The sequence below is a fragment of the Nostoc sp. genome, assembly GCF_036917275.1.
Taxonomy (GTDB): Bacteria; Cyanobacteriota; Cyanobacteriia; order Cyanobacteriales; family Nostocaceae; genus Nostoc.
Genome location: NZ_JBALDF010000028.1, coordinates 49,672 through 73,856 on the forward strand (window position 1 = coordinate 49,672; position 24,185 = coordinate 73,856).

Annotated in this window: 14 protein-coding genes, 1 tRNA gene and 1 pseudogene; 8 read left to right on the forward strand and 8 right to left on the reverse strand. The window is 42.7% G+C overall.

The window, feature by feature from the left end:
• Positions 1–392 precede the first annotated feature (392 nt).
• The 3 genes from V7K35_RS09490 to V7K35_RS09500 are packed head-to-tail and all read left to right on the forward strand — an operon-like array spanning position 393 to position 3,712.
• Positions 393–2,357, forward strand: a complete 1,965-nt coding sequence (locus V7K35_RS09490; RefSeq protein WP_335078323.1) for a Mu transposase C-terminal domain-containing protein — start codon at positions 393–395, stop codon at positions 2,355–2,357.
• 3 nt (positions 2,358–2,360) lie between these two features.
• Entirely contained in the window at positions 2,361–3,167 is an 807-nt protein-coding gene (locus V7K35_RS09495) for a TniB family NTP-binding protein (protein ID WP_335078325.1), read from the forward strand.
• 29 nt (positions 3,168–3,196) lie between these two features.
• Positions 3,197–3,712 carry a TniQ family protein gene (locus V7K35_RS09500; RefSeq protein ID WP_335078327.1) on the forward strand — a complete coding sequence of 172 codons (516 nt, stop codon included), beginning with the start codon at positions 3,197–3,199 and terminating at the stop codon, positions 3,710–3,712.
• Positions 3,713–3,825: 113 nt separating this feature from the next.
• On the opposite strand, the gene V7K35_RS09505 is transcribed toward V7K35_RS09500, so the two are convergent.
• Complete coding sequence (locus V7K35_RS09505) at positions 3,826–4,128, reverse strand: hypothetical protein (RefSeq protein ID WP_335078329.1); 303 nt, start codon at positions 4,126–4,128, stop codon at positions 3,826–3,828.
• Positions 4,129–4,348: 220 nt separating this feature from the next.
• Here V7K35_RS09505 and V7K35_RS09510 point away from each other — a divergent pair, with 220 nt between their 5' ends.
• Positions 4,349–4,609, forward strand: coding sequence for a helix-turn-helix domain-containing protein (locus V7K35_RS09510; protein WP_152590402.1), 261 nt, complete (start codon positions 4,349–4,351; stop codon positions 4,607–4,609).
• Positions 4,610–4,651: 42 nt separating this feature from the next.
• Here the strand turns inward: V7K35_RS09510 and drmC are convergent, their stop codons facing one another.
• The 5 genes and pseudogenes from drmC to V7K35_RS09545 all read right to left on the reverse strand — a co-directional run bounded on the left by drmC (position 4,652) and on the right by V7K35_RS09545 (position 13,704).
• The gene (gene drmC, locus V7K35_RS09515; RefSeq protein ID WP_335078331.1) at positions 4,652–5,449 is read right to left on the reverse strand and encodes a DISARM system phospholipase D-like protein DrmC; all 798 of its coding nucleotides are present in this window, start codon (positions 5,447–5,449) and stop codon (positions 4,652–4,654) included.
• A 5-nt stretch (positions 5,450–5,454) separates the two neighbouring features.
• Positions 5,455–7,335, reverse strand: coding sequence for a DUF1998 domain-containing protein (locus V7K35_RS09520; protein WP_335078334.1), 1,881 nt, complete (start codon positions 7,333–7,335; stop codon positions 5,455–5,457).
• Positions 7,332–10,868: pseudogene (drmA, locus tag V7K35_RS29650) on the reverse strand (DISARM system helicase DrmA). The gene V7K35_RS09520 and the pseudogene drmA overlap by 4 nt, the downstream one beginning before the upstream one ends.
• A gap of 395 nt (positions 10,869–11,263) precedes the next feature.
• Entirely contained in the window at positions 11,264–12,763 is a 1,500-nt protein-coding gene (locus tag V7K35_RS09535; protein ID WP_442939710.1) for a type IIL restriction-modification enzyme MmeI, read from the reverse strand.
• Positions 12,764–13,630: 867 nt separating this feature from the next.
• Positions 13,631–13,704: transfer RNA gene (locus tag V7K35_RS09545), tRNA-Pro, on the reverse strand.
• Positions 13,705–13,840: 136 nt separating this feature from the next.
• Between V7K35_RS09545 and lipA the strand changes: the two genes are divergently transcribed.
• The 4 genes from lipA to V7K35_RS09565 all read left to right on the forward strand — a co-directional run bounded on the left by lipA (position 13,841) and on the right by V7K35_RS09565 (position 18,683).
• On the forward strand, positions 13,841–14,719 hold the full coding sequence (lipA, locus tag V7K35_RS09550) for a lipoyl synthase (protein WP_335078338.1): 879 nt from the start codon (positions 13,841–13,843) through the stop codon (positions 14,717–14,719).
• A 58-nt stretch (positions 14,720–14,777) separates the two neighbouring features.
• The gene (locus tag V7K35_RS09555) at positions 14,778–15,704 is read left to right on the forward strand and encodes an NAD(P)H-dependent glycerol-3-phosphate dehydrogenase (RefSeq protein ID WP_335078340.1); all 927 of its coding nucleotides are present in this window, start codon (positions 14,778–14,780) and stop codon (positions 15,702–15,704) included.
• Positions 15,705–16,394: 690 nt separating this feature from the next.
• On the forward strand, positions 16,395–17,645 hold the full coding sequence (sigC, locus tag V7K35_RS09560) for an RNA polymerase sigma factor SigC (protein WP_298907564.1): 1,251 nt from the start codon (positions 16,395–16,397) through the stop codon (positions 17,643–17,645).
• 582 nt (positions 17,646–18,227) lie between these two features.
• Positions 18,228–18,683, forward strand: coding sequence for a Fur family transcriptional regulator (locus tag V7K35_RS09565; RefSeq protein WP_104906331.1), 456 nt, complete (start codon positions 18,228–18,230; stop codon positions 18,681–18,683).
• Positions 18,684–18,815: 132 nt separating this feature from the next.
• Here V7K35_RS09565 and V7K35_RS09570 read toward each other — a convergent pair whose 3' ends face one another.
• Together V7K35_RS09570 and cobN are read right to left on the reverse strand one after the other, a co-directional pair.
• Positions 18,816–19,916, reverse strand: a complete 1,101-nt coding sequence (locus V7K35_RS09570; protein ID WP_335078342.1) for a peptidoglycan-binding domain-containing protein — start codon at positions 19,914–19,916, stop codon at positions 18,816–18,818.
• A 9-nt stretch (positions 19,917–19,925) separates the two neighbouring features.
• Positions 19,926–24,056 (reverse strand): cobaltochelatase subunit CobN, encoded by a 4,131-nt coding sequence (gene cobN / locus V7K35_RS09575; protein WP_335078344.1) that lies wholly within the window; start codon positions 24,054–24,056, stop codon positions 19,926–19,928.
• Positions 24,057–24,185: the final 129 nt, after the last annotated feature.

A 24,185-nucleotide genomic window follows, 5' to 3' on the forward strand; every position in this document is an offset into this window, starting at 1 on the left:
TCCCACAACACTAGGTAAGAAAGGCGATCGCCCCTTGTAGACTAAAGATAATTCACTGATTTTGCGATCGCTATCATCTTAGGCAATAAAGACATGACTTTGCAAATCGCGGCATTTAATTTGCGAATGTTGTAGAGCGACAGATTAGTTGACCACAGCGACAAAATATTTGTCAAAAACCTTTATTAACTACGAATCCGTATATATCAAGGCTTTCAGGAATTAAACCCGTAAAAAGCTAATTCAGTCCTTGGCGACAAATTAAGCGTCTTTTTTTAAGTTTTTCGACTAATTAGATGACAATTCTTAATTTATCGAAGAATTAAATGTCAATTCTTCGCAGCTTCATAGTAGTATAAATATACCCAAATAATCAATGAAAAATCACATCTATGAGTCCTTTAGATGTAGATGACCAGTTTGAACTAGAAGATGAAGACAGCTTCCTATCGGATGACGAGTATACAAACACACTCGACTTTTTAATTGAAGTTGAGCCATTGAGTGAGAATGATAACTCTGTAGAAGAAGACAAATCAGTTGAGTTTTTAGATCAGAGATTTTTAGAGGACTCAGAACTTAGGCTCTCAGGTGAACAAAGACTCAATTTGGAGATAATTCGCAATCTACGTGAACCCTGCGATCGCCTAACTTACGGCAAAAGGTTGGAAGAAGCAGCCAAAAAGCTTGGTAAATCTGAACGAACCGTTAGACGTTTGATTAAGTCTTGGGAAGAAAAAGGTATGGCTGCTTTAGCGGAAGTTCCTAGAGCAGACAAAGGACAAGTGCGAAAAAGTGAATACTGGTATAACTTGAGTCTCAAAATTTATAAAGAAGGAAATAAAGGAAGCGATCGCATGACTCGCGCTCAGGTCGCCAACAAGATTGAGACTAAAGCTTATGAGTTCGCCAAAAAAGAATTAGAAGCAGAAATATCAAGGTTAGAAATTCAGGGATTTCGGGAAGACGACTTAGATCGGCAGTTAACAAAGCTGATAAAAATAAAGGAAAAAGCAGAAGGATTTAAGTATTGGTCAAAGTATGGAAAACCTCCCAGCACTAGAACGGTAGAAAGATGGCTCAAACCAGTTGAGGAGAAAAGGCATAAATCTCGCATTAGCCGTAGCCCAGGATGGCACGGTTCCGAACATATAATTAAAACCCGTAATGATCAAGAAATATCTATTAAGTACAGTAATCAGGTTTGGCAAATTGACCATACTAAAGCTGACATCTTATTAGTGGATGAGGATGGTAAGGAAATAGGCCGTCCTCAATTAACGACGGTTATAGATTGTTACTCTCGCTGCATTGTTGGATTGCGTTTAGGCTTGGCTGCACCCAGTTCTCAAGTTGTAGCTTTGGCGCTGCGTAATGCAATTATGCCGAAACGGTACGCTTCGGAGTATGAACTCAGATGTAAGTGGAGTGCTTACGGTGTACCTAAATATGTTTATACCGATGGTGGTAAAGATTTTCGCTCAAAACATTTAGTGGAATGGATTGCTAACGAATTAGATTTTGAGCCAATCCTGCGAAGTCAACCATCAGATGGCGGCATTGTGGAACGACCCTTTAGAACCATAAGTGGGCTGCTTTCTGAAATGCCCGGTTACACGGGGTCAAGTGTTAAAGACCGTCCAGAGGGAGCTGAAGATAAAGCTTGTATAAGTCTTCCTGAACTAGAAAAATTGATTATTGGTTACATCGTCGATAGCTATAACCAAAAGCCTGATGCCCGAAGTCAAGCTAACCCTCTAACTCCAAAGCAAAGTCGGATTGAGCGTTGGGAAAAAGGACTGCAAATGACTCCTACTTTGCTAAACGATAGAGAACTTGACATTTGCTTAATGAAGGCAGCAGAACGGGTGGTGTATGACAATGGCTATCTGAATTTTTCTGGTCTTCGTTACAGGGGAGAGAATTTGGGGGCTTACGCAGGCGAAAAGGTTGTCTTAAGGTTTGACCCCAGAGATATAACTATGATGTTAGTCTATGGTCGCAAAAATAATAAAGAAATATTTTTAGCCCGTGCTTATGCTGTTGGTTTAGAAGCAGAAAGGCTGTCAGTTGAGGAAGTTAAATACGCACGTAAAAAAGCAGAAAATAGTGGCAAAGGTATCAATAACGTTTCAATTTTAGAAGAAGCAATTAGACGCAGAAACTTTTTGAAAAATAAAAAAAGTAAAACTAAAGCTGAACGCCGCCGAGCCGAACAAGAACGTAGAGAGCCTATACCACAAAGATATGAAGAAAAGCAAAATGAACAGGTTGATAAATTAGCATATAAAACGGAAGTAGATGAGCCAATAGAAAAAGTGGATTTCAAACTATTGCGTGAAGAGCTAGGGTTGTAAACTATGACTAAAGAAGAAATACAGTTAGAAATTGAACGTCTAAGACAACCAGATATTTTAAATATTGAACAAGTAAAAAGATTCAGTGCTTGGTTAGATGAAAGGCGGAAGTTACGAAAACCTGGCAGGGCAGTAGGAGATTCAGGTCTGGGAAAAACTACAGCTTCTCTCTTTTATACCTACCAGAATAGAGCGGTTAAAATACAAAATCAAAATCCAGTGGTTCCAGTATTATATATAGAGTTAACGGGTAGCTCTTGTAGTCCATCGCTTTTATTTAAAACTATTATTGAAACTCTAAAATTTAAGGCAAAGGGAGGTACTGAAAATCAACTAAGAGAAAGAGCATGGTATTTTATTAAGCAATGTAAAGTAGAAATATTGATTATTGATGAAGCTCATCGTCTTCAATTTAAAACACTGGCAGATGTTAGAGACTTATTTGATAAGGTGAAGATTATCCCTATATTGGTAGGGACAAGTAGTAGACTAGATACTTTAATAAGTAAAGATGAACAAGTTGCTGGGCGTTTTGTCTCTTACTTCAGCTTTGAAAAACTTTTAGGAGCCAACTTTACAAAGACGGTAAAGATTTGGGAACAGCAAATTCTGAGACTACCTGAGCCATCAAATTTAGCAGGTAATCAAGAAATCATAACTCTTTTACAGGGAAAAACAGATGGTCAAATTAGATTATTAGATCAAATTCTTAGAGATGCAGCAGTTAAAGCATTAGAATCTGGCGTTAACAAAATAGATAAATCACTTCTGGAGAGTATTGAAGGAGATTATTCATTGCTAGCAAGCTAAAAGATACATCGTCAAAATTATAAACTCAGATGTCAAACGAAATCTATAATTTTGAAGCTTGGATAAACACAGTTGAACCATTACCAGGGGAGAGTATAAGTCACTTTTTAGGTCGCTTTGAAAGGGCTAATTTGCTGACTGGGTATCAAATTGGTAAGGAAGCCGGAGTCGGTGCAATAGTAACAAGATGGAAAAAACTTTACCTCAATCCATTCCCAACTCAACAAGAATTAGAGGCATTAGCAAAGTTTATTGAGGTGGAAGTTGAAAAACTCACGGAAACTTTGCCATCAAAGAGTATCACGATGAAGCCCCGACCAATTAAATTATGTGCTTCTTGCTATGGAGAACAATCTTATCACCGCATTGAGTGGCAGTTTAAGGATGTGATGAAATGCGATCGTCACAATTTACGTCTGTTAACCAAATGTACGAATTGTGAGACACCTTTCCCAATTCCCGCAGATTGGGCACAAGGTGAATGCCCTCACTGCTTTTTGCCTTTTAGTACGATGGCAAAGCGTCAAAAACAGTTTTCACAATAGGTGTGAGTTTAATAAATGATCGCACTTCCACTTATAGCCTAAAGACTACCAATAAGAAAGAGACGGGAATGCTCCACGTCTCCAGGTGATGGGAAATTACCAATGATGTCCTGTTAGGCTACATCTGCCACCAATAAGCCATTAACAGCTATGATGATCAACTGAGCTTGCAAAGGAGTCTCAAAACAGGGTCTTTCATCCCTATTACAGGGCTGGGCGACCCATTTCCCCTCAAGATTTTGATAAAAAGTGCCTAGCAGTTGCGAACCGTTCCAAACTCGATAAAGTTCTCCAAAATCATCGGTCACAGAATCAATCTCTATTTCTGGTGGTGCTGGGTCATGCACCTGGTTAACGTATTCCTCAAACTCTGATTGTGTAAGAGTTTGATCATCAAATGCCTCTTGTGTAATCATGTGAATAACCTCACTGATGGGGTTTTACAAAGGGCGATCGCAGACTCTTCCCGGAGAGCGATCGCTTTTATTTTTGTCTATAATTTAATCTACGTGACGCGTAGAATTGCGTCAAGTGTAGATTAATAAAACTTAGAATGTTATATATCTACTTGTAATATAGATTACTGACGAGTAGATAAATCTACATCTAGCAGCGACTAAACTGGTGATGTAGTGTATGTCTGAGAATCAAGTGATTCGTTGGAAATTAAATGAAGTGATGGCGCGAAAGCGGATTAAGAATAAGGATTTAGCTAAGATACTAGGTATAACTGAAAACTCAGTTTATAGATTGCGTAAGGTTGATGAAATGCCAAGATTAGCACCGGAACGATTGAATGGCATTTGTAAAGCGTTGAATTGCCAACCAGGGGAACTGTTGGAATATTTATCGGATGAAAGTGAAGGGAATGTTGTTTCTCAGGTTGATATAGTTTGAGCGCGATGGATTTACACCCCACGTAGGCGATCGCCTAAACAATTAAATCCCAGGAATGGGAAGCAGGATTTTGTGGGATACCAAAGTGTCAAATTGCAACCGCAACGCTTGGGCTGTCGCTGAGTCAGTGAGTAACACACCTGCTTCAATATTGCGTTCGTGGGCGGCTTCTGTAAAGTTGGCTGATGTGATCAGCACAGATTCCTCATCTACAATAATGCTCTTGGCGTGGAGAGATGATTTTTGCTTAACATTCACTGCTAGCGATCGCGAATCATAAAAGACTTCTGGTAATCTGTTTCCTATCCAGATATCGCGGCGGAAGGTATGTGCAAATTCTTTCAATAAAATTGACTCTGGTACTTCGCTGTTATGAGGGCGTTGGATGTTAAGAAACATCTGTACATATAGTTCCGGGTTAGTATCCATACGTTCTGCAAGTACCTGGAATAATTTCCGTGCCTTCTCACCTCTATCAATGGCAAAGCTGGAGATGAGAACGCTTTTTTTCGCGTTGCTAAACAGTTCGCGGACAACAACGCTAGTATCACGGCTTTGAGAACCAGTTACGTCTGGGCCAGTCCATACCAACTCAATGCGATCGCGTATTTGTTGAGATGCGCTTCGTTCTGCTGCTAGCAAGCGGAGGGTATAAGCAATATAGCTGCATTTTACGCCTTCACCAGTAAGATGATTAAGTTCATCAACTACTATTTGACTTAAAGTTGCGGGTACGTAGTTAATGATTGCTGATATCAGAAAAGGAGGGGATAGCCTGCCGTTTTCTAGTGCTGTTGCTAGTTTCAGCAAAGTTGGGCGGCTCAGTTGCAAAAAAGCCATTGTGTTTATTCTGGGAAAAACTCTGCTCCTAAACCCTCAACTGTGGAGACAACCAAGGCACGGTCAAGAAATTCATTGCGGCGTTCGCAGGATGTTTCTGCAATCAGCAAGCATCCGTCACAAGCGGAACCGTGCAGAAAACGCTCCTCTTGCTCATTATCTGGTCGATGTTGAGCGCATACTGGGTCATTAGAGCATAATCTTCCTTGCTCTATTGCTACTTCCAAATGGTATTCAATACGTTTGCCAACTTCTACCAGTCCGCCTAATGTCCCTTCTGACCCAGACGAACCTGTGTATAAAAGAATTCCATATCCTGCATCACTAGCGTATATGCGTTCGCGGATGGAACTGGCAGCATAGCCGCATTCTAGTGATACAACCACAATTAATAAATGTGATAGAGAATGCAGCATAATATACTGCAAGCCAGGAAACTTAATTTTTTCTTTTTCCTGGTCTATACCTTTACGCGCACACCAGATATCAAATCCTCTTGATAATTCTCGTCCACGTTTTTTGACGGCTTCTCGCTTTAACCAATCTTCGATCGCTTGCTTACGGAAAGCAATAAATACACCTTCACCTCTATTCTCAATTGCTGGAACCCAAGTAGTTTCAATATCCAACGCAGCACGCCTGACGCTGATATCAAGTTCGCCATCGATATCTGGCATTTCAGCTTCAAAGCGGGTAAAACCCACCTGAGCAATTACTTCACGCAAGCGATCTACTAAAACAATTCGTTCAATCCGGGAGGAAAACGTAGGCTGTAAATTATCTAAAGTACGTGATCTAGCGTGAAAGTCACCTTCTGGTACATCTTCGCCAATTTCGCCAGGACTAGAGAGTAATGTCTCAATTTCTACTTGCTTAATACTTTTAATTGGTTTTCCTTGTCCACTTTGTCGTCGTTGCACTTCTTCCCAGACGACTTCATCACTAAATCCTTCTAAACATCTGGATACTTTTGGATTTTTGCGGTAAATTTTGAACTCATCAATACTTTCTATACACTGAAGAAAGTTTTCATAGACAGAATTGACTGCTTCTTGTAAAGCTGCGTCTAAGTCTGGGAGAGAAATAACGCTAAGAACTTGCGAAAAATAAGCGTTGCTGGCAGACCTAACTAGCAACCTGCTATATTCTGGTAGACCTGTGGATTCACGAATACAGGAAGGTTCTTTAGCAAATGAGCCAAGCCAAGGGCGATCTCCCTGACATGGGCCTAAAACTTTACCGTTACGGACTGTTGCATCAGCAAGGGGACGGCGTTTTTTACAGGCTTCGCAACGCACATAAATCTCAGCGAAGTCGTTACCTGAACCACCTTCGTCTAACCATAGCTGACCTTGACACTTATTTTCAGAGTCATTATGTACAAAACGATACCAGTTAATATCACTGATATGACCTTTAACGCAGGCTTGGACGAAGCGGACAGGTACAACAGGTATTGATTTTTTCTCAGAACTAAGATATTCACCCCTTACCAAATTACCCCACGGTAGCAGAGGGCGAGTGCGATAAATTTTTCCTGGTAGTAATTTTCCTTGCTCATTTAGCTTAGGCCAAGTTTCCTTTACTTGAGCTAAAAACCAAATGGGAAAAGTAAAAACATTAATCCCAGTGCGAGGGGCTTTAGGGTCTTGTTCATGAACTGGTGGTGCATAGAGCTTGACATGATTGACTTGTAAAATTTTAGCAACCCTCGCTGCCAGGCGCTCTTCAAAGATGCGTCTTCTGTCGCCACGCCAGTGATTTAAACCAGAAATTAACACGGAATGTTTAGGTAAGTCTACCATCGCCCCAGGGCCAAAGGTAGAAATAATCTGACTTTGGCGCACTTGTCCTTGTGACCGTTTGTTTTTATTAGATTTACTCATTTTCCTTGCTCTTCTACCTCATATCCATAAGGATTAATTACCCACAGATTGACTGTTGGTTCGACATCGCGCAAACTTCGCTGGGCTTTGAATTTTTTTCTTACTTCTGGAGGTTGATTCTCTAATTCGGGGTCGAGGGGATCAAATATTAGTGGTGGTGCTTCGCCTACTTCACGCTGATATTGAAGGCTAATTTTTCCATCGCTATTAGCAATGCTTTCCCATGTATCTAGTAAGTTTTTTACTCGTCCTTTGACTTTGTGACGTGTTTCCTCTGCATCATCCTCGTCGTTTTTACAAACCTCTGCGCGTTGTGCAATGGTTTCAACAACAAACTCTAATTCTTGGCGATGTTGAGTAATATCGAAAGCGCGGAGTGGCGCTGTCATCTTAGGATGTCCGAGACGTGCTAAAGCAACGGTAATGGCTGCAATCCCTCGATCAATAGCGCGAGGGGAAAAGGGAGTTACGCTGGTAGCTTCCACAGCCCGATAAAATGTTGAATGCCAAGCACAAAAGCGTTCATAGTGAGAGCGATCGCGTGGACGATGAATATTCAGCAAGGTCACTACTAACCCTGGTCTTTCCTCATCTCGTCCCACACGGCTGGTAGCTTGGATATATTCGGCGGCTGTCTTGGGTTGACCAAGGACTACCATTAAACCCAAGCGAGTAATATCCAAACCTACGGAAATCATGTTTGTTGCCAAAACAACATCAACCTTTTCATCTTTATCAAAAGTTGATTCCATTCGCCGCTTAGTCTCTGCAACGTCGCTAGTGCTGACACGGGAGGTTAATTCTTCTGGTTCGTCATCAATTTTACGACCAACAAATAATCCTGATATTTCACCTACTCGCTTACGCTGGCTGTAGCGCACAAGGCCAGAATTTACTTCATCTTCCACAATACGCCGACTACCACCTAGCTCACGTAGGGAATTAAAATAACCTAACAGCGTCATGTAGGGGTCGGCTGGGTTATTAGAATTTTTCTTCCCTCCTTGTTCTAGCCAATACTTCTGGGCTGCGCCTAGTAATGCCAAATAGTTACGCAATAACACTACTTTTAAACTGCGTCCTTGAGCAGCAATTCCTACATAAGTGCGGGCATTTTTTACTGTAGCAGGGACGGTTTTGGCAAAGAATGAATCGCGTCGGTCTGGCCCTGGTGGCGGAAATATATCAACTTCGCTGCGACCGAATAAAGCTTGAATTTGCTTGCTGGCGCGGCGGACTGTTGCAGTTGAAGCAACTATTTTCGGACGAATTTTTTTACCGTTTATCTCTTGGCTGCACAAGGCATCAATGGCTGTTTCGTATAGTCCTACCATTGTTCCCAAGGGGCCGGAAATTAAATGTAATTCGTCTTGAATAATCAAGTCTGGTGGTGGTAAATAACCGCCAAGGGGTTTACCTCGATTTGGTTGAGTAGGCCCGTAAAAACCATCGTTGTCGTAGCGGTCTACTCGTCCAAATAATGCGCCAGTTTCTCCCACCCAAGGCAGGCTGGCGAATTTATCTACTGTAGAGATAATAAAACAAGGTAGGCGGCGGTATATTGGCTCGTCTACGGCGACTATTGGTAAAGGATTATCACCGCGAAAATGACAGTGACGATTGGCACAAAATACGCGTAAGTTTGTTGGTTGATCGGTATTTGGTAGTAATTGGAATGAGTTGCGTTGAAATTCTGCATCGCACCAAGGACACTTTTCTAACGGGATGGGTGATGGGTTGCTGCGGTTATTGTTTTGGAAGTCGAGAGTCCGCTTTCTAGCACTGTTATCGTCGTTATCTCCTTTTTTACCCATGCGGTTGGGTGTTGCTGTTTGTCCTACCCATAGTCCAATTTCAAACGGCCAAGTTCCCAGTTTCTGTGGGTTTTTCTAACGTTCCAATTCTAAGGCGCAAATCATCGTCGCCGCCCGTCCGAGTTGGTCGAGAGTCAAAAGACGCAGGGTGTAGCGCATGAGGACGCTTAAACCAGCCGATTTGATACCGGGATAACGCAGTCGTCGTAGGACGAGGGTAAAGGCTGCGAGTCCTAAGTAAGCTTCGGTTTTACCGCCACCTGTGGGGAAGAATAGCAAATCGACTAATTCATGATCGCTATTTTCGGGGTAAGCTATTCCTGCCAAGTTCATCAGTATAAATGCTAGCTGGAAGGGTCGCCATTCCGGTGGTGCAAGGCTTTCAGGAGTGATATTTTTTCCGTGAGTAGCACGCTGACGCACATACGTAGCAATAGCCCGATTTCCTATTTGAAATGCTTCAAATATTTGTGGATCGCTTAAGGCTTTAATACCTGCATCGATGCGCTTGTTGGCAATTTCTGCATTGTTTAGCAAACTTATGGCCATATTTAACCGCTTGAGTTCGCTGGGACATTTCGTGCGTTGTTCCTTAATCCAATCAGCGTAAGCATCCACCATTGGACTCAGCATATTTTGCAATGCTTCTGGTGTGGGTGCATCGGCTAAGGCTTCCATTCCCAATTCAACGTTTTTTACTTGGGTGGCTATCACCTTTTCCACATCAGCAGTTGGTATCCAAGCGGTACGCACTTCCTGACAACTACCATCGGGATTGGTTAGTGCGATCGCAGAAACGTTATGACCTACCGCATATTCATAATCATCGCGGTATTGTAAATCAGCGACGTTTTCATCCCAATCATGATTATCTCGTCCGCGTAAGTTGGGACGGGGTACTAATGCTTCTGGGGTATGGATGATTAAACTGGCTTGAAAAATATAGCTAATATCGCGCTGTTTATCTGAGGTGGAGAGGCGATTATTGACTAGAAATACAGAAACGGAACGAGTCCCCGCAGGTACAAGTTCTTTGGAAGTTACAGGACGGATAGAAACGACGAGTTGTAAACCGTTGCTATCAGCTATGGGAATAGTTTTTGTCGATTGGCTTTGATGAAGCGGTAATTTTAATTGTTTAGGACTACTTAAACCTAAACCCAATTCTAATTGTTCAGGATTGCGATCGCCCATTAGAGGAACAGTGATTTGGGCTTGGCGTGGAATCCGCTTCCAGCATCCCAATAAACTGTTATTTGATTCTTCTTGAGAGATTGTCGTTTCTATTTCTAGGGGTAAAAGAATTTTCTCCTCGCCAGAATCATTCTGAGATTCTGCTACAGAATTATCTTTGATTGGGAAATAATCACCCCATTGCACTGTGAGATTAAGTTGACTGGCATTTTCAGTAATCAGGAAGCTTAAACCCATCGACGAAGGGAAAAAAGCTTTCTTGGCGAATGGTTTGTCTGGGACATTTTCATCTTCACCTGCGCTACCCTTCTGTAATTGATCTAAATCATCATCAACCGTATCATCTCCACGCTGTTCGATGGGCGCACCATGTGGGACAAGAAAGCCTGTAAGATACCATTTTGATGGTGCTTGGTCGAGAATTTCTTCTATGTGGTCGATATCATCAGGGGTGGGGCCTATGAGATCGAGTTGTAAGGCTTCGATGAGGTGCGATCGCACTTCGGCAGATTTTGTATTATTCATATCAATTATTAAAAATATACAGAATTTAAATCAGTGCATTCGGGGATTGTATCAGATTTTAACGTTACTTCCTGAGCAACTATATATGTAATTTTATTTTTAATTTCTACCAATATTTCTGGCTGAGAATAGCTATTTTTACTTTCAAATTCTTGCAGTTTATCCAAGCATTCTATTAGGCTTTGGGGGTCAATATATTGGAGATACCGATTTTTAATTAATCTTTGTTCTTGACTTGCTACTAAATTTGCTAATTCTTCAATATCTGTTTCCTTATTTCGCTGATGTTTTCGAGATTGTCTGATTATATGAGTTACTTTTTGGTCTAATCTCCCAGCACTTCTGACTTTTTGCCTTTGAATATTTTTTAAAACTTTTTGTTTGATTTGTTGAAATTAATTTGTTTGTGATTCTGTTAAACCCGGAATAGTAGCAGTGTTATTAGTTGTGGGTTTTCCGGTTTTACGAGTCTTTTTAGTATTTCCTTTTGTTTTGGATTTATCTGCACCTTTACCACCTAAGATTTCTGCTTCGGCGCGTTTTTGGTTTAAATCAAGCAAGCGTGCTAAAACTTCATCGTGGATTTCTTCGCACCAACGATAACGCCAGGGTTTTTTCTTTTGTCGTCCATTGCTGTTTTCTGTGTCTTCTTCCTCTTCGTAGTCGAGAATAAAATCGCAGTCGGTGGGGATATCTGACCAGCCGTAAGCGTCAAGGACTGCTTTATCCATTGTGGTGTGGAGTTCGCGCAATTTAAGGATTTCGGGGTCGTATTCGTCGGGGTCGTGGAAGCGGTTGTAGGTGTCGGTAAGTCCTTGGTTGTTGCGAACCATTAAGGCGGCGCGGTATTCGTAGTATTCCTTGCCTATGGCTTCTAGGGTGGGGTCGGTTTCCCAGTTTTCGGGAAAGGGGAAGGTTTCAAAGCAGTCGGAGGGATTGTAACGTAAGTCATCTTTAATTGATGAACTCAAAAAACGTGCAAAAACCTCATGAATGCGAGATTGAAGAACCGTAAAACTAGAATAAGTTTGAAAAGGGAAGATGTTTAGACTGTTGGCGAATACAACATTAGGTGAGTAGAAAATAAAGGATAAGTGAGTTGATGCTTGAGCATTGGTAACTAACACACGTTCGAGAGGCGCGATCGCTTTATTTCCTTCTTGGTTTCTTCTTCCAAAAAGCCACCATTGACGGCTATAGCTTCCTGGTTTATTCTTTCGTTCTGGGAAAACTTTTTCTTTTACTATTGCATACAAATCAGAGTATTGCTTTGCTTCATTTTCGGTCATTTCTCCAAAATTATTTACATACCGATGATGTGCATGAGCTGGGCTAGTATTTACTTCTTCTCCACCAATGTAAGGAAATATTAACTCTGCGTTCTTCGGATTTTTTTCAATCAAACGGTGCATTTCTGCAATGGAGGTTGCATCTGGATTTGAATCATCAAAAGTAAAACCCATACCCAAGACAATGCTACCTTGAAAACTTTTATCAGCATTTGCTAACAAAACAGCAGGGTTGCGGTTTCCACCTGACTTGAATAAAAATGCAGAAATTAAATCAACTTCGTGTCCATCTAATAACTTTATACCTCGATAATCGCCCTTAATAATATTAACCACACTTACAACAACTGCGGCTAAACCAGGCCACTTTAACCGCTTTTGAGCATTGTAAATATTCCCGCCATTTTCACAGATAAATCTTAACCCTGTGCTGCGGGTGTCTCCCTGGTAAATGGTATTTGTAGCAATCAAACCAAAACTCCCCGATTTCCTTAAAAGCGTAAACGCCCTACGGTAAAAGTGAGCGACTAAATCAGAATTACCATGTGATTCTAGATTAACAACAGGCAACCAATCTCTATAACCATCTCCTAATACTGTACTGATACGTTTACCGCCTAAAAAGGGTGGATTTCCAACGCTGCTATCTGTAGAATTCTATAGATGGAATAGGTGCGCTCCCAGCAATAAGAAGTAAGGCTTTTAGCTGTAACCGTTATTTATAACGGTGTGGATTACCACTGTGGTGGCTACTGAATCACCCCCTTCGTCGGGGGAACCCTCTCAAATATTTTTTTGGCATGTCGAAGCGGGGGCAAAATCCCTAGAGTCCTGCCAAAATCTTAAAACCCTTGTAATGTCTTAACTTCAGAAACTACTATGTCAGTTGATTTAGTTTTTTGATGTCAGACAAAGGAAGCTTTTTAGGAGACATGCCAAATTTGTATCTGGAAAGCTTTATTTGCAAGGGGTCTAGGCGGCGGGGTTTCAACAACCATTCCGGCTAGGGGTGGGTTGAAAGAAGATACCAATGACATATCCAAGCAATTATCTCCTTTAAGTTTCAACAACCATTCCGGCTAGGGGTGGGTTGAAACTAACTTCGACGACCCAAATCTTTGCAAGTCAAGTTTCAACAACTATTCTGGCTAAAAGTGGATTAAGAAGAATATTTGAAGCATTAAAATTTTTTTGAGAGGGTTGAAAGGCGCACTTCGTTCGGGAGAATTCCGACACTGTGTATATAGCACTTCTCGCTTGGGTGGAATACACCCTGGCAAGAAAAAGATACTAAGGAATAGGAAGGCTTAGGCTAGAGTGGTGTATTGCATCCACATGAAAACCACTATAGTGAGATGAATACGACTTTAAATAAGAAAATCATCTCTAAAATGAGTATGACACATTATTTGTCGTTTTAGGGTTTCTGACAAATAATGTGTCGCCACGGTCAAATAATTTGTCGCTCTACAATCGGGATGACTGGATTCGAACCAGCGGCCCCTTCGTCCCGAACGAAGTGCGCTACCAAGCTGCGCCACATCCCGCCATAAAAATGGCATTATCAATTAAGAATATCACAACCCGTGCCAAATGACAGAATTACATCTATATATGATCACTTTATCTAAGGCTTTGCTTGCTACGATTAAATTTGTATAACTTTAGTGGTAAAAGCGGATTGTGACTGTAAAACCAGACTGGTTGCGGGTGAAAGCACCTGGGCGTGAGCGCATCGGTAACGTTAAAGACATTTTGCGGGATTTAGCCCTCAATACAGTTTGTGAGGAAGCGTCCTGTCCGAATATTGGTGAATGCTTCAACGCCGGGACTGCCACGTTTTTGATTATGGGTCCGGCTTGTACACGCGCTTGTCCCTACTGCGATATTGATTTTGAGAAAAAACCCAAACCACTAGACCCCACGGAACCTGCACGACTAGCGTCAGCTGTTCACCGCATGAAACTTAATCATGTGGTAATCACTTCTGTAAACCGAGACGACTTGCTTGATGGTGGTGCATCTCAGTTTGTAGATTGTATTAATGCGGTTCGCTCTGTTTCACCCAACACCACAATTGAAGTGCTAATTCCTGACTTATGCGGTAATTGGAATGCTCTAAAGTCGATTCTAGAAGCTGCGCCAGAGGTATTAAACCACAATACGGAAACTGTTCCACGCCTGTATCGCCGGGTGCGTCCCCAAGGAAACTACGATCGCACATTAGAATTATTGCAGCGCACTCGCAAACTTTCTTCTAGCACATACACTAAATCCGGCATCATGGTTGGACTCGGTGAAACTGATGCCGAAATCCGCCAAGTCATGCAAGACTTGCGAAATGTAGATTGCGACATTTTGACAATTGGGCAATATCTTCAACCCAGTCAAAAACACTTGCAGGTAAATGAATTTATCCACCCAGAACAATTTGCTGCTTGGAAGGCATTCGGCGAAGAAATAGGATTTTTACAAGTTGTTTCTTCACCATTGACAAGAAGCTCATATCATGCGGAACAAGTCAGGGAATTAATGGAACATTATCCCCGCAACCAATTTTAGATTTTAGATTTTAGATTGGTGAGCTAAGAGGATGCGGTGATAGGGAGACTCTTGATTAATGACTAATCCAAAATCTGTAGCAATTCTTGGTGCGGGTGCTTGGGGTGCATCTCTAGCAAATCTCGCCGTTGCAAATGGTCATAGGGTACGCGTGTGGTCCCGTCAAGGTTCCCAAATCCAATCAGTTTTAAAAGATGTCCAAATAGTCCTGTCCGCTATCTCAATGATTGGTGTGAGGGATGTTGCTTCCCAAGTCCAGTCTTTCCCCCTTTCTCCAGAGACAATTTTTGTCACAGCAACGAAAGGCTTAGACCCTCAAACCACCTGTACGCCGTCGCAAATTTGGCAAACAATATTCCCTAACCATGCAGTAGTTGTTTTGTCTGGACCTAATTTATCTAAAGAAATTCAACTACAATTACCAGCAGCAACGGTGGTAGCCAGTAATATTCCCACGGCTGCGGAATTAGTGCAGTTAGTATTTTCTTCTCATCGTTTTCGGGTATATACCAATCCCGACCCCTTAGGCGTGGAATTGGGGGGAACACTGAAAAATGTGATTGCGATCGCAGCTGGTGTGTGCGATGGTTTACAACTAGGAACCAATGCCAAAGCTGCTTTAGTCACCCGTGGACTTACAGAAATGGTTCGCATCGGTAACGACTGGGGTGCAAAGACGGAAACATTTTATGGTTTATCGGGTCTAGGAGATTTGTTAGCAACCTGCAATAGTCCCTTAAGTCGTAATTACCAAGTTGGCTATCAGCTAGCTGGTGGTAAGTCACTTGAAGAAACTCTGGCAAATTTACAAGGAACTGCTGAAGGAGTAAACACTTGTCGGGTTTTAATGCAACGAGCCAAGCAACAAAACATTCCTGTCCCGATTACCGAGCAAGTTTATCGGTTACTTCAGGGTGAAGTCACACCCAGACAAGCGCTTGATGAACTGATGCTGCGAGATATAAAGCCAGAGTACAACTACTAGTACACCGGGTGCAGAAGTTTATCTACCTTTAACAAGCGATTTTGCCTCTTGTTGTCTAGTTAATTGAGATGGTAGCTAAATTTATGCGCCCGTTGTACTAGTCAGTCTATCAAGTTGAAATTGATGGGTTAAAACTGACACGGTGAAATTTTCATTCTCCGCGTCTTTCAAAGTTTCGAGCGCCGGAGTTTTCTTTGTGTCTCACTCTCTCTGTATCAATATAATTTTTGCCGTTAATACTAATCACTTTGCCGATATCTATTAATTATACTTATACCTGAATTATCCTGAGAAAAAATTGGTAAATCGTCAGGATATTACTTTTATAGCCATGTAAATGTGACTATGCCAATTATAAACATAATATTTACTGAAGTATTTTATACCTTATTATAAAAATTACTATCAGTAACCTTCAAGGTTGAAATGTTAACTAAGTAGTTGAAATATTGAAAACCTAGCTGCGGATTTGAATAGCTATTGGTTCAATCAAAAGTTTAGCAGCCGATTGAGTTCAGTAATACTGTATCCAATAAAACCATTACAGTTAATTTCTAAAAAAATTGTAATGGAACCTTCAACCGTGTTAGTTCATCGTAAATCACGGGAACAATAGCAACAGTTGAATAGCTGACCGTAATCTAAGCTGACCGTACTCTATTGTTACCTGGAGCCATTGAGACAATCTTTATGCCAGCAACATCTTTTTATGCAGATGCCCCCTACAATACCAAAAAGTCCCCCCAGGCTTTGGACTCGGATCTCACAGTTGATGAGAGTGAGTTATCGGTAGATGATTTACAGGAACTGGAGATAGCTTCTGTTGACCATGCTAACTTTGCTGCTAACACTAACCGTCGGAGTACAGACCTAGTACGTCTATATCTTCAGGAAATTGGTCGGGTTCGCTTGTTAGGGCGCGATGAAGAGGTTTCAGAAGCTCAAAAAGTCCAGCGCTACTTGCGGATGCGGATAGTGCTTGCTAACGCCGCCAAGCAAGGGGATGAAGTTATTACGCCCTATCAGAAGTTAGTTGAAGTTCAGGAGCGTCTGACCTCGGAACTAGGACATCGTCCGTCTTTAGAAAGGTGGGCTGCCACTGCTGGCATAATTCTATCGGATCTCAGACCGACTTTGGCAGATGGCAAACGTCGCTGGGCTGAAATCGCCAAGTTGACAGTAGAAGAATTGGAGCAAATTCAGTCCCAAGGACTCCAAGCAAAAGAACACATGATTAAGGCTAATCTTCGCCTTGTTGTGTCTGTTGCTAAGAAGTATCAAAATCGCGGTTTGGAATTGTTAGATTTAGTCCAAGAAGGCACACTGGGCTTGGAACGGGCTGTAGAAAAATTTGACCCAACTAAGGGTTACCGCTTCAGTACCTATGCCTACTGGTGGATTCGTCAGGGAATTACCCGGGCGATCGCAACTTCTAGTCGCACCATCCGCCTCCCTGTCCATATTACCGAAAAGTTAAACAAAATCAAAAAGGCCCAACGCAAAATTGCTCAAGAAAAAGGTCGCACCCCAACTCTAGAAGATTTAGCTACTGAGTTAGAGATGACACCGACCCAAGTCCGAGAAGTTTTGTTGCGGGTGCCTCGCTCCGTTTCTTTAGAAACCAAAGTAGGCAAGGATAAAGACACTGAGTTAGGCGAATTACTCGAAACTGACAGTGTAACCCCAGAAGAGATGTTAATGCGAGAATCTTTACAAAGAGACTTGCATCATCTTCTGTCAGATTTGACTAGCCGGGAGCGCGATGTAATTTTGATGCGGTTTGGTTTAGCAGATGGTCATCCTTATTCTTTAGCAGAAATTGGCCGCGCTCTTGACTTATCGCGGGAACGAGTCCGACAAATAGAATCCAAGGCTTTGCAAAAGCTACGTCAACCCAAGCGACGCAACCTCATCCGCGACTATTTGGAGTCTCTAACTTAGTCATTTGTGATTAGTCATTTGTCATTAAAAAACTGCACTTGACAAATGACTAGTACACTATGGCGTCAGTTTACCTACCTTATCAAACATCCTCTAAGCTCGACTTTATCCAAAATTAAGAACTTGGTTCTCTTTATCCGGCAAAAACTTTTTCCATGTCACTGATAATCAGTGAAATCGAAAAAGTAAAACTAGCGTTCCACAAAGGTTTCAGCCTCAGCTTAAGCGTTGTCAAAAAATGGATAAAGTCGAGCTTAGAGACTTGTAGCAAATAATTTGCATTTAATTGTACAAGAGTTTCCCCAGTCCTTTACTCAGATATTTTGAAGGTGGGGATCAAGTAAGCAATTCAAAACTCACTCATTCAAAATTCAAAGTCAAGGGATGCAATCGTTACAAGTATCCTAACTATTAACTGTATGCAAATTAAATGCACTACAGTTTATTACTTGAATTTTGATCAATATTTAATGAATATTTCTTAAATATTTAGTAATAATTATCAATAGAGAATGATTGTTGCAAATCACTCCAAATATTTGTTATATTCTCAACTAACAGGCTTTGTTGAGAAATATTAGTATGACTGTCTACACGACTACTTCACTCAAGGCAGAATTGAACGACCGAGGTTGGCGTTTAACTCCCCAGCGCGAAACAATTTTACACATTTTTCAAGAACTTCCGCAAGGTGAACATCTGAGTGCGGAGGATCTTTATCATCGGCTAGAAACTGATGGTGAAGGGATCAGTCTGTCAACTATTTATCGGACTTTGAAGTTGATGGCAAGGATGGGAATTTTACGGGAACTAGAACTGGGCGAGGGACATAAGCATTATGAGATCAACCAGCCTTATCCCCATCACCACCATCACCTAATTTGCGTCCGGTGCAACTCAACTATTGAGTTTAAAAACGACTCAATTTTAAAAATTGGGGCGAAAACCGCTCAAAAAGAAGGTTTTCACCTGCTTGACTGTCAAATGACCATCCATGCAGTGTGTCCTAAGTGCCAACGGGCACTAATGCCGCTTTAGCTACTTGGGTGGATAACAAGACGAAACTACTCAAATTAACCAAATAAGTGGAATTTTGAGCAGTTTGTAATTTGCTATTACTGGAGGCAAGCAACCAGTTGAGGACTGATACTAACAACGCCAAAGCGGATGCTAAAAGCGTCCGCTCTTAACATCCTTGAGACTAATGCCATAGAACTCTTGGGCTTGTTTAATTGCTTTTTTGGTGTCATCTGCCATCACACCGTTCAGCTTGCCTTTATAAAAACCCCGCTCCCGTAGTCGCGTTTGGATTTCCAGGGTATTAAACTCGCTTTTGCTAGCAGTATTAACTGAGCTATATAATTTAGCTCGGGTAGTTGGCCCAGCAACGCCACTTGCTGCCAAGTGATTAGTTGTCTGAAATCTCTTTACAGCATTTGCAGTGTAGGGGCCATAGTAGCCATTTGGCTCTCCCTCTAAATATCCTGCCTGAATCAATTGTTCTTGAACAATTCTAACTGGCTCACCGCGATCGCCTACACGGAGTTTATCTCGATTGACTACCTTTTTGGGAGCCTCTTCTCCATCACCAATGCCAATTCCCGGCAATTTACGTAATGTTGCTGGGCCAACAATCCCATCAACGCTTAATTTGTAAGAATCTTGGAAGCGCTGGACAGCTTCTTCGGTAATTGGACCAAATATCCCTGTGGCGTTTCCGTAATAAAAGCCTGCGATTCTTAAGCGTTCTTGCAAAACCCTGACATCTTCACCTTCATCGCCCTTGGCAAGGTAGTTGGGATTACGACGCTGGCTAGTTGCTGAACTAGTAGTGCTGGGCTTTTTGGCTAGTATAGTTGTAGAACTGGATTTTTGGGCTTGCCAGTTTTCCAATTTTTGCAGGGTACTTCCTCCAACAATGCCGTCCACTGGTAAACCAGCGGCCTTTTGGAAGCGCCGCACAGCTTCTTGTGTGGATACGTCATATACTTTAGTAACTGGAGCTTGATAAAAGCCTGCTCGTTTCAAATGTTGTTGCACATTTCTGACAGAAGGACCTTGATCGCCTTTCTCCAGTGCCATGACGCTACTGAGAGCGCCAAGAATGGACAGAGACAGAGCAAGGGGCAACATATACTTCCAAGCCTTACCAGAAAGCCGTTTCCAATCTGGTGCAGCTGCTTTGTTAAACAAAGAGCTGAGGAAGACCAATTCACTGGGTGTGCTGTCTTCGTAGGCAAAAGCTAAGTGCAAATACGCAAGATTCTCCATATTTATTTCCTACACCATTGATTTTTCTTCGATAACTGCTTCAGCTTGATGTACTAGGTTCCTCAAAGCTTCTAATGTTCCTATATTTACATTTTCCCACAAATTGCGCTTGTGTGCTTCTAATAATCTTTCAGCAATATCACGTAGTGCATAAGGGTTCTTTTGCTGAATAAATTCTGAGACAACTGGATCGATCAAGTAAGCTTCTACTATGCCTTGATACATATAATTTTCAACACATTTAGCTGTGGCATCGTAGGCAAACAGATAATCCACCGTCGCTGCCATTTCAAAAGCACCTTTGTAACCGTGGCGCATGACTCCCGCAATCCACTTAGGATTAACTACGCGAGAACGATACACCCGTGCGATTTCTTCTTTCAGTTGGCGGACTCGTGGTTGGGCAGGTATGGAATTATCACCAAAATAGGTTTGAGGATTTTTTCCCTGTAGAGAACGCACCGCCGCTGTTAAGCCACCCTGAAATTGGTAATAATCATCAGAATCGAGTAGGTCGTGTTCACGGTTGTCTTGATTGTGCAGCACAACTTGCATTTGCGCCAAGCGTTGCTTGAATGCTTCGGGATTAGAGATTTTATCCTCTCCTGCTCCCCCTGCTCCCCTGCTCCCCTGCTCCTCTGCTCCGCTTCCTGAGGAGTAGGCGTAAGAACTCCAGTTGATGTAGGCGCGAGCTAAATCTTGGTCATCTGTCCAGTTTTGCGATTCGATTAAACCTTGAAGTCCGGCGCCGTAAGCACCTGGACGAGAACCAAAGATGCGATAGCGCGATCGCACCACTGCTGCTTCTAAAGTTAAACCTTGGCTTGTCCACAAATCAGTTTCTTGACGAACTGCATCCGCTAGGGGATTTTGTTCTGGCGGTTCATCTAAGTCTGCAACTGCTGACACTGCTTGATCAAATAAGTCAATTAAGTTGGGAAAAGCATCTCGAAAGAATCCGGAAATTCGCAAGGTGACATCTACCCGGGGACGCCCCAAAATTGCCAGGGGCAAAATTTCAAAATCCACTACTCGCCGCGCTGCACCATCCCATACAGGTTGGACTCCAAGTAAAGCCAAGGCTTCGGCGATATCATCACCCCCAGTCCTCATGGTGGCAGTTCCCCACATTGATAAACCTAGTGTTTTGGGATACTCACCATGCTCTTGAGTGTAATATTCAACCAGGGTTTCGGCGGCTTTTCTACCGATATCCCAAGCTGTCTCTGTGGGAATGGCGCGAATATCGACAGAATAAAAGTTTCTCCCTGTTGGTAGAACTTCCGGGCGGCCGCGGGTGGGTGCGCCGGCTGGGGCGCTGGGAATATAACCGCCATCGAGTCCGTGCAATAAATGGCTGATTTCTTCGGGGGTTCTTTGTAAAGCTGGAAGTAGGCGATCGCGTATCCAGGTAGAGACACGATTCATCGCGTCTGTGTTGGGGGGAGAGACGCGATCAATCGCGTCTGTACAAGAGTCCTGATTTATTAGTTTTTCTACTAGAAGGGCGGCGTGTTCTTCTAAGACTTCGACGATATCACCAAGGGTACGGCATTCTGTGCCATTGACTATTGAGTATTCACCACTAGTCATTGACAAATCTGCTGTGAGGGGATCGAAGTCTAAACCCCAATCTTGGGCTATGGCACGGGTAATACCTGAAGAATAGCGATTGGGTATGCGAGCGATCGCTACTATTAAATCTCGTAGCTGGCGTCCTTGGGGACATTGCCCAAAAATGTGCAAGCCATCGCGGATTTGGGCTTCCTTCAATTCACAAAGATAGCCACCGATAGAATTCAAAATTAAGGATGACGCTCGCGGACTCGTTCTAAGCGAAGCATCCCGAAGGGTATACGCTGCGCTAACAGAATTAAAAATTTCTGTTTCATTTTGGATTCCTAAATCTAGATGGAGATTTTCTTTGATCACCAGTTCGCGGATGCGATCGCAAATCACTGGCAAACGCGAAGGATCTAAACTTTCCGCTTCATAATATTCATCAATTAAATTTTCCAACTGTTGCAAAGAACCGTAGAGTTCCGCACGAGTCATCGGCGGCGTTAGATGATCTATAATCACCGCTTGAGCGCGACGTTTGGCTTGGGAACCTTCACCAGGGTCATTCACAATAAACGGGTACAGGTGGGGAAGTGCGCCGAAAGCTACTTCTGGATAACAATTACTTGACAAAGCCACACTTTTACCGGGTAGCCATTCTAGATTTCCGTGTTTTCCCACATGAACCACAGCATCAGCACCAAAACATTCTCTTACCCAATAGTAGAAAGCTAAATAAGCATGGGTTGGTTCTAAATCCGGTGCATGATAATTCAAACTGGGGTCATTATCATAACCCCTTGCTGGCTGAATTCCCACGAAAACGTTGCCGAGTTGAATTCCGGGAACGGGAATTGGGGACTGGGGATTGGGGATTGGGGATTGGGGATTAGGTATTGAGTTTGGTATTTGGTATTTGGTATTCCTTTCGTCTCCCCTATTTTCTTTTTCCCCAGTCCCCAGTCCCCAGTCCCCAGTCCCTATTCCCCACCTTTCACTAATACCTTGCTGCACTGCTGGCGGTAAAGAAGCGAAATATTCTTGATACTCTTCCCAAGAGACACTTTGGTGTACCGGAAGCCATTCTCGACCTTCCGGATCATTTGTTACACCATCTGTCAACCGTTGAATCAACTCATCTCCTTGAGCAGGTGGATTTTCTACTTCATACCCAGCTAGATGTAAAGCTTGCAGAATTTCTACACAACTAGCTGGCGTGTCCAGTCCCACACCATTAGCGAGGCGTCCATTCCGGTTAGGGTAGTTTGCCAGAATTAGCGCAATTCGCCGTTCTTGGGGGGGTTTAGAACGTAGACGCGCCCAATTTGCTGCTAGTTTGGCAACGAACTCGATGCGATCGCTCACTGGTTCATAAATTACCACATCTGTCTCTAGATGGGGATTACGAGTTTGCACTTCTTTAAAAGACACAGCACGAGTAATAATCCGCCCATCTACTTCTGGTAGTGCTACATTCATCCCAATATCGCGGGGAGAAAGCCCTTGAAACTGTGACTCCCACTGCTCAATTGACCCGCCACTAAGGATTACCTGCAACACAGGCACATCTAATTTTTGCCACAGGTCGATTTGGGGTGTTTCGGTTTCCAGGCGTGCTAGAGAAAAACTGGTGGTATTTAGCAGTACAGCTATTGATTCGGCTTCTTTGGGTTGGAAAAATTCACTCAACTCAGCCTGAACATCTAGTTCACGCAACGAGGAAACAAACACTGGCACTGGTTGTAAATTTTTCTGTACCAAGGCTTCGCATAAAGCATCGATTACCTTAGTATTTCCCGCTAAATAATGGGCACGGTAGAAAAGAATGCCGACTTTGGGGATAGGGCATTGGAAGCTTTGAGGTTCTGAGGTGGATTCATCCAGTTCCGAGGTGGATGAACGAGTATCAAAGGTGGATTCATCCAGTTCTGAGGTGGATGAATCAAGTTCTAACACTCCCCTGCTCTCATGCTCCCCTGCTCCCCTGCTCCCCTGCTCCCTGCTCCCTGCTCCCCACTCCCCATTACCCACTCCCCATTCATACAATCCCACACGCGGAATTGGCCGGGGTAGCGGGGGATTGTATGCAGTTAACAGGCAAGTGTCAGAGATAAATTGGAGAGCATTAACGAAATTTTCTACGCCGCCTTCGCTAAAATACTGCCATACCTGGTTAACAACACCCAAAGGCACGGTAGACAGGGAGATTAAATCGGGATCAAAAGCGTCATCCCCTGGCATTACAATCAGGGTTCTACCATTACGTTGTACAATTTCCTGCACTACTTCTAAGCCATAACCCCAGTAGGAACGTCCTCCTAAGAGGCGCAAAATAATTACTTGGGCAAGTTCTAAAACTTGTTCTCCATAAGTATCTACACTTAATTGTTGCTGCAACTGTAACAGGTTGGCTACTCTTAATGCCGGAAAGCTTGCAGGTAATTTTGTCACCGCAGCTGCCAAAGTTTGAATGTCGGTATCAGCGGCCGTAATCAACACCAAAGGCGCTGGAGTTTGTTCTAGAAAAATTAAACCCTCTGACTGATTCCATCCACCCGATGTGCTACTTATCCGATGCATAATGCTGTATTACCGTTTTAAACTGTTGGTTACTACACAATCAAAACAAACTTTTTCTTCTCCATTCAGCCCCCTCTTACCATTAATGATTGAAAATGCTTATAGCGGTTCCCATTCAGATGAGGTCAA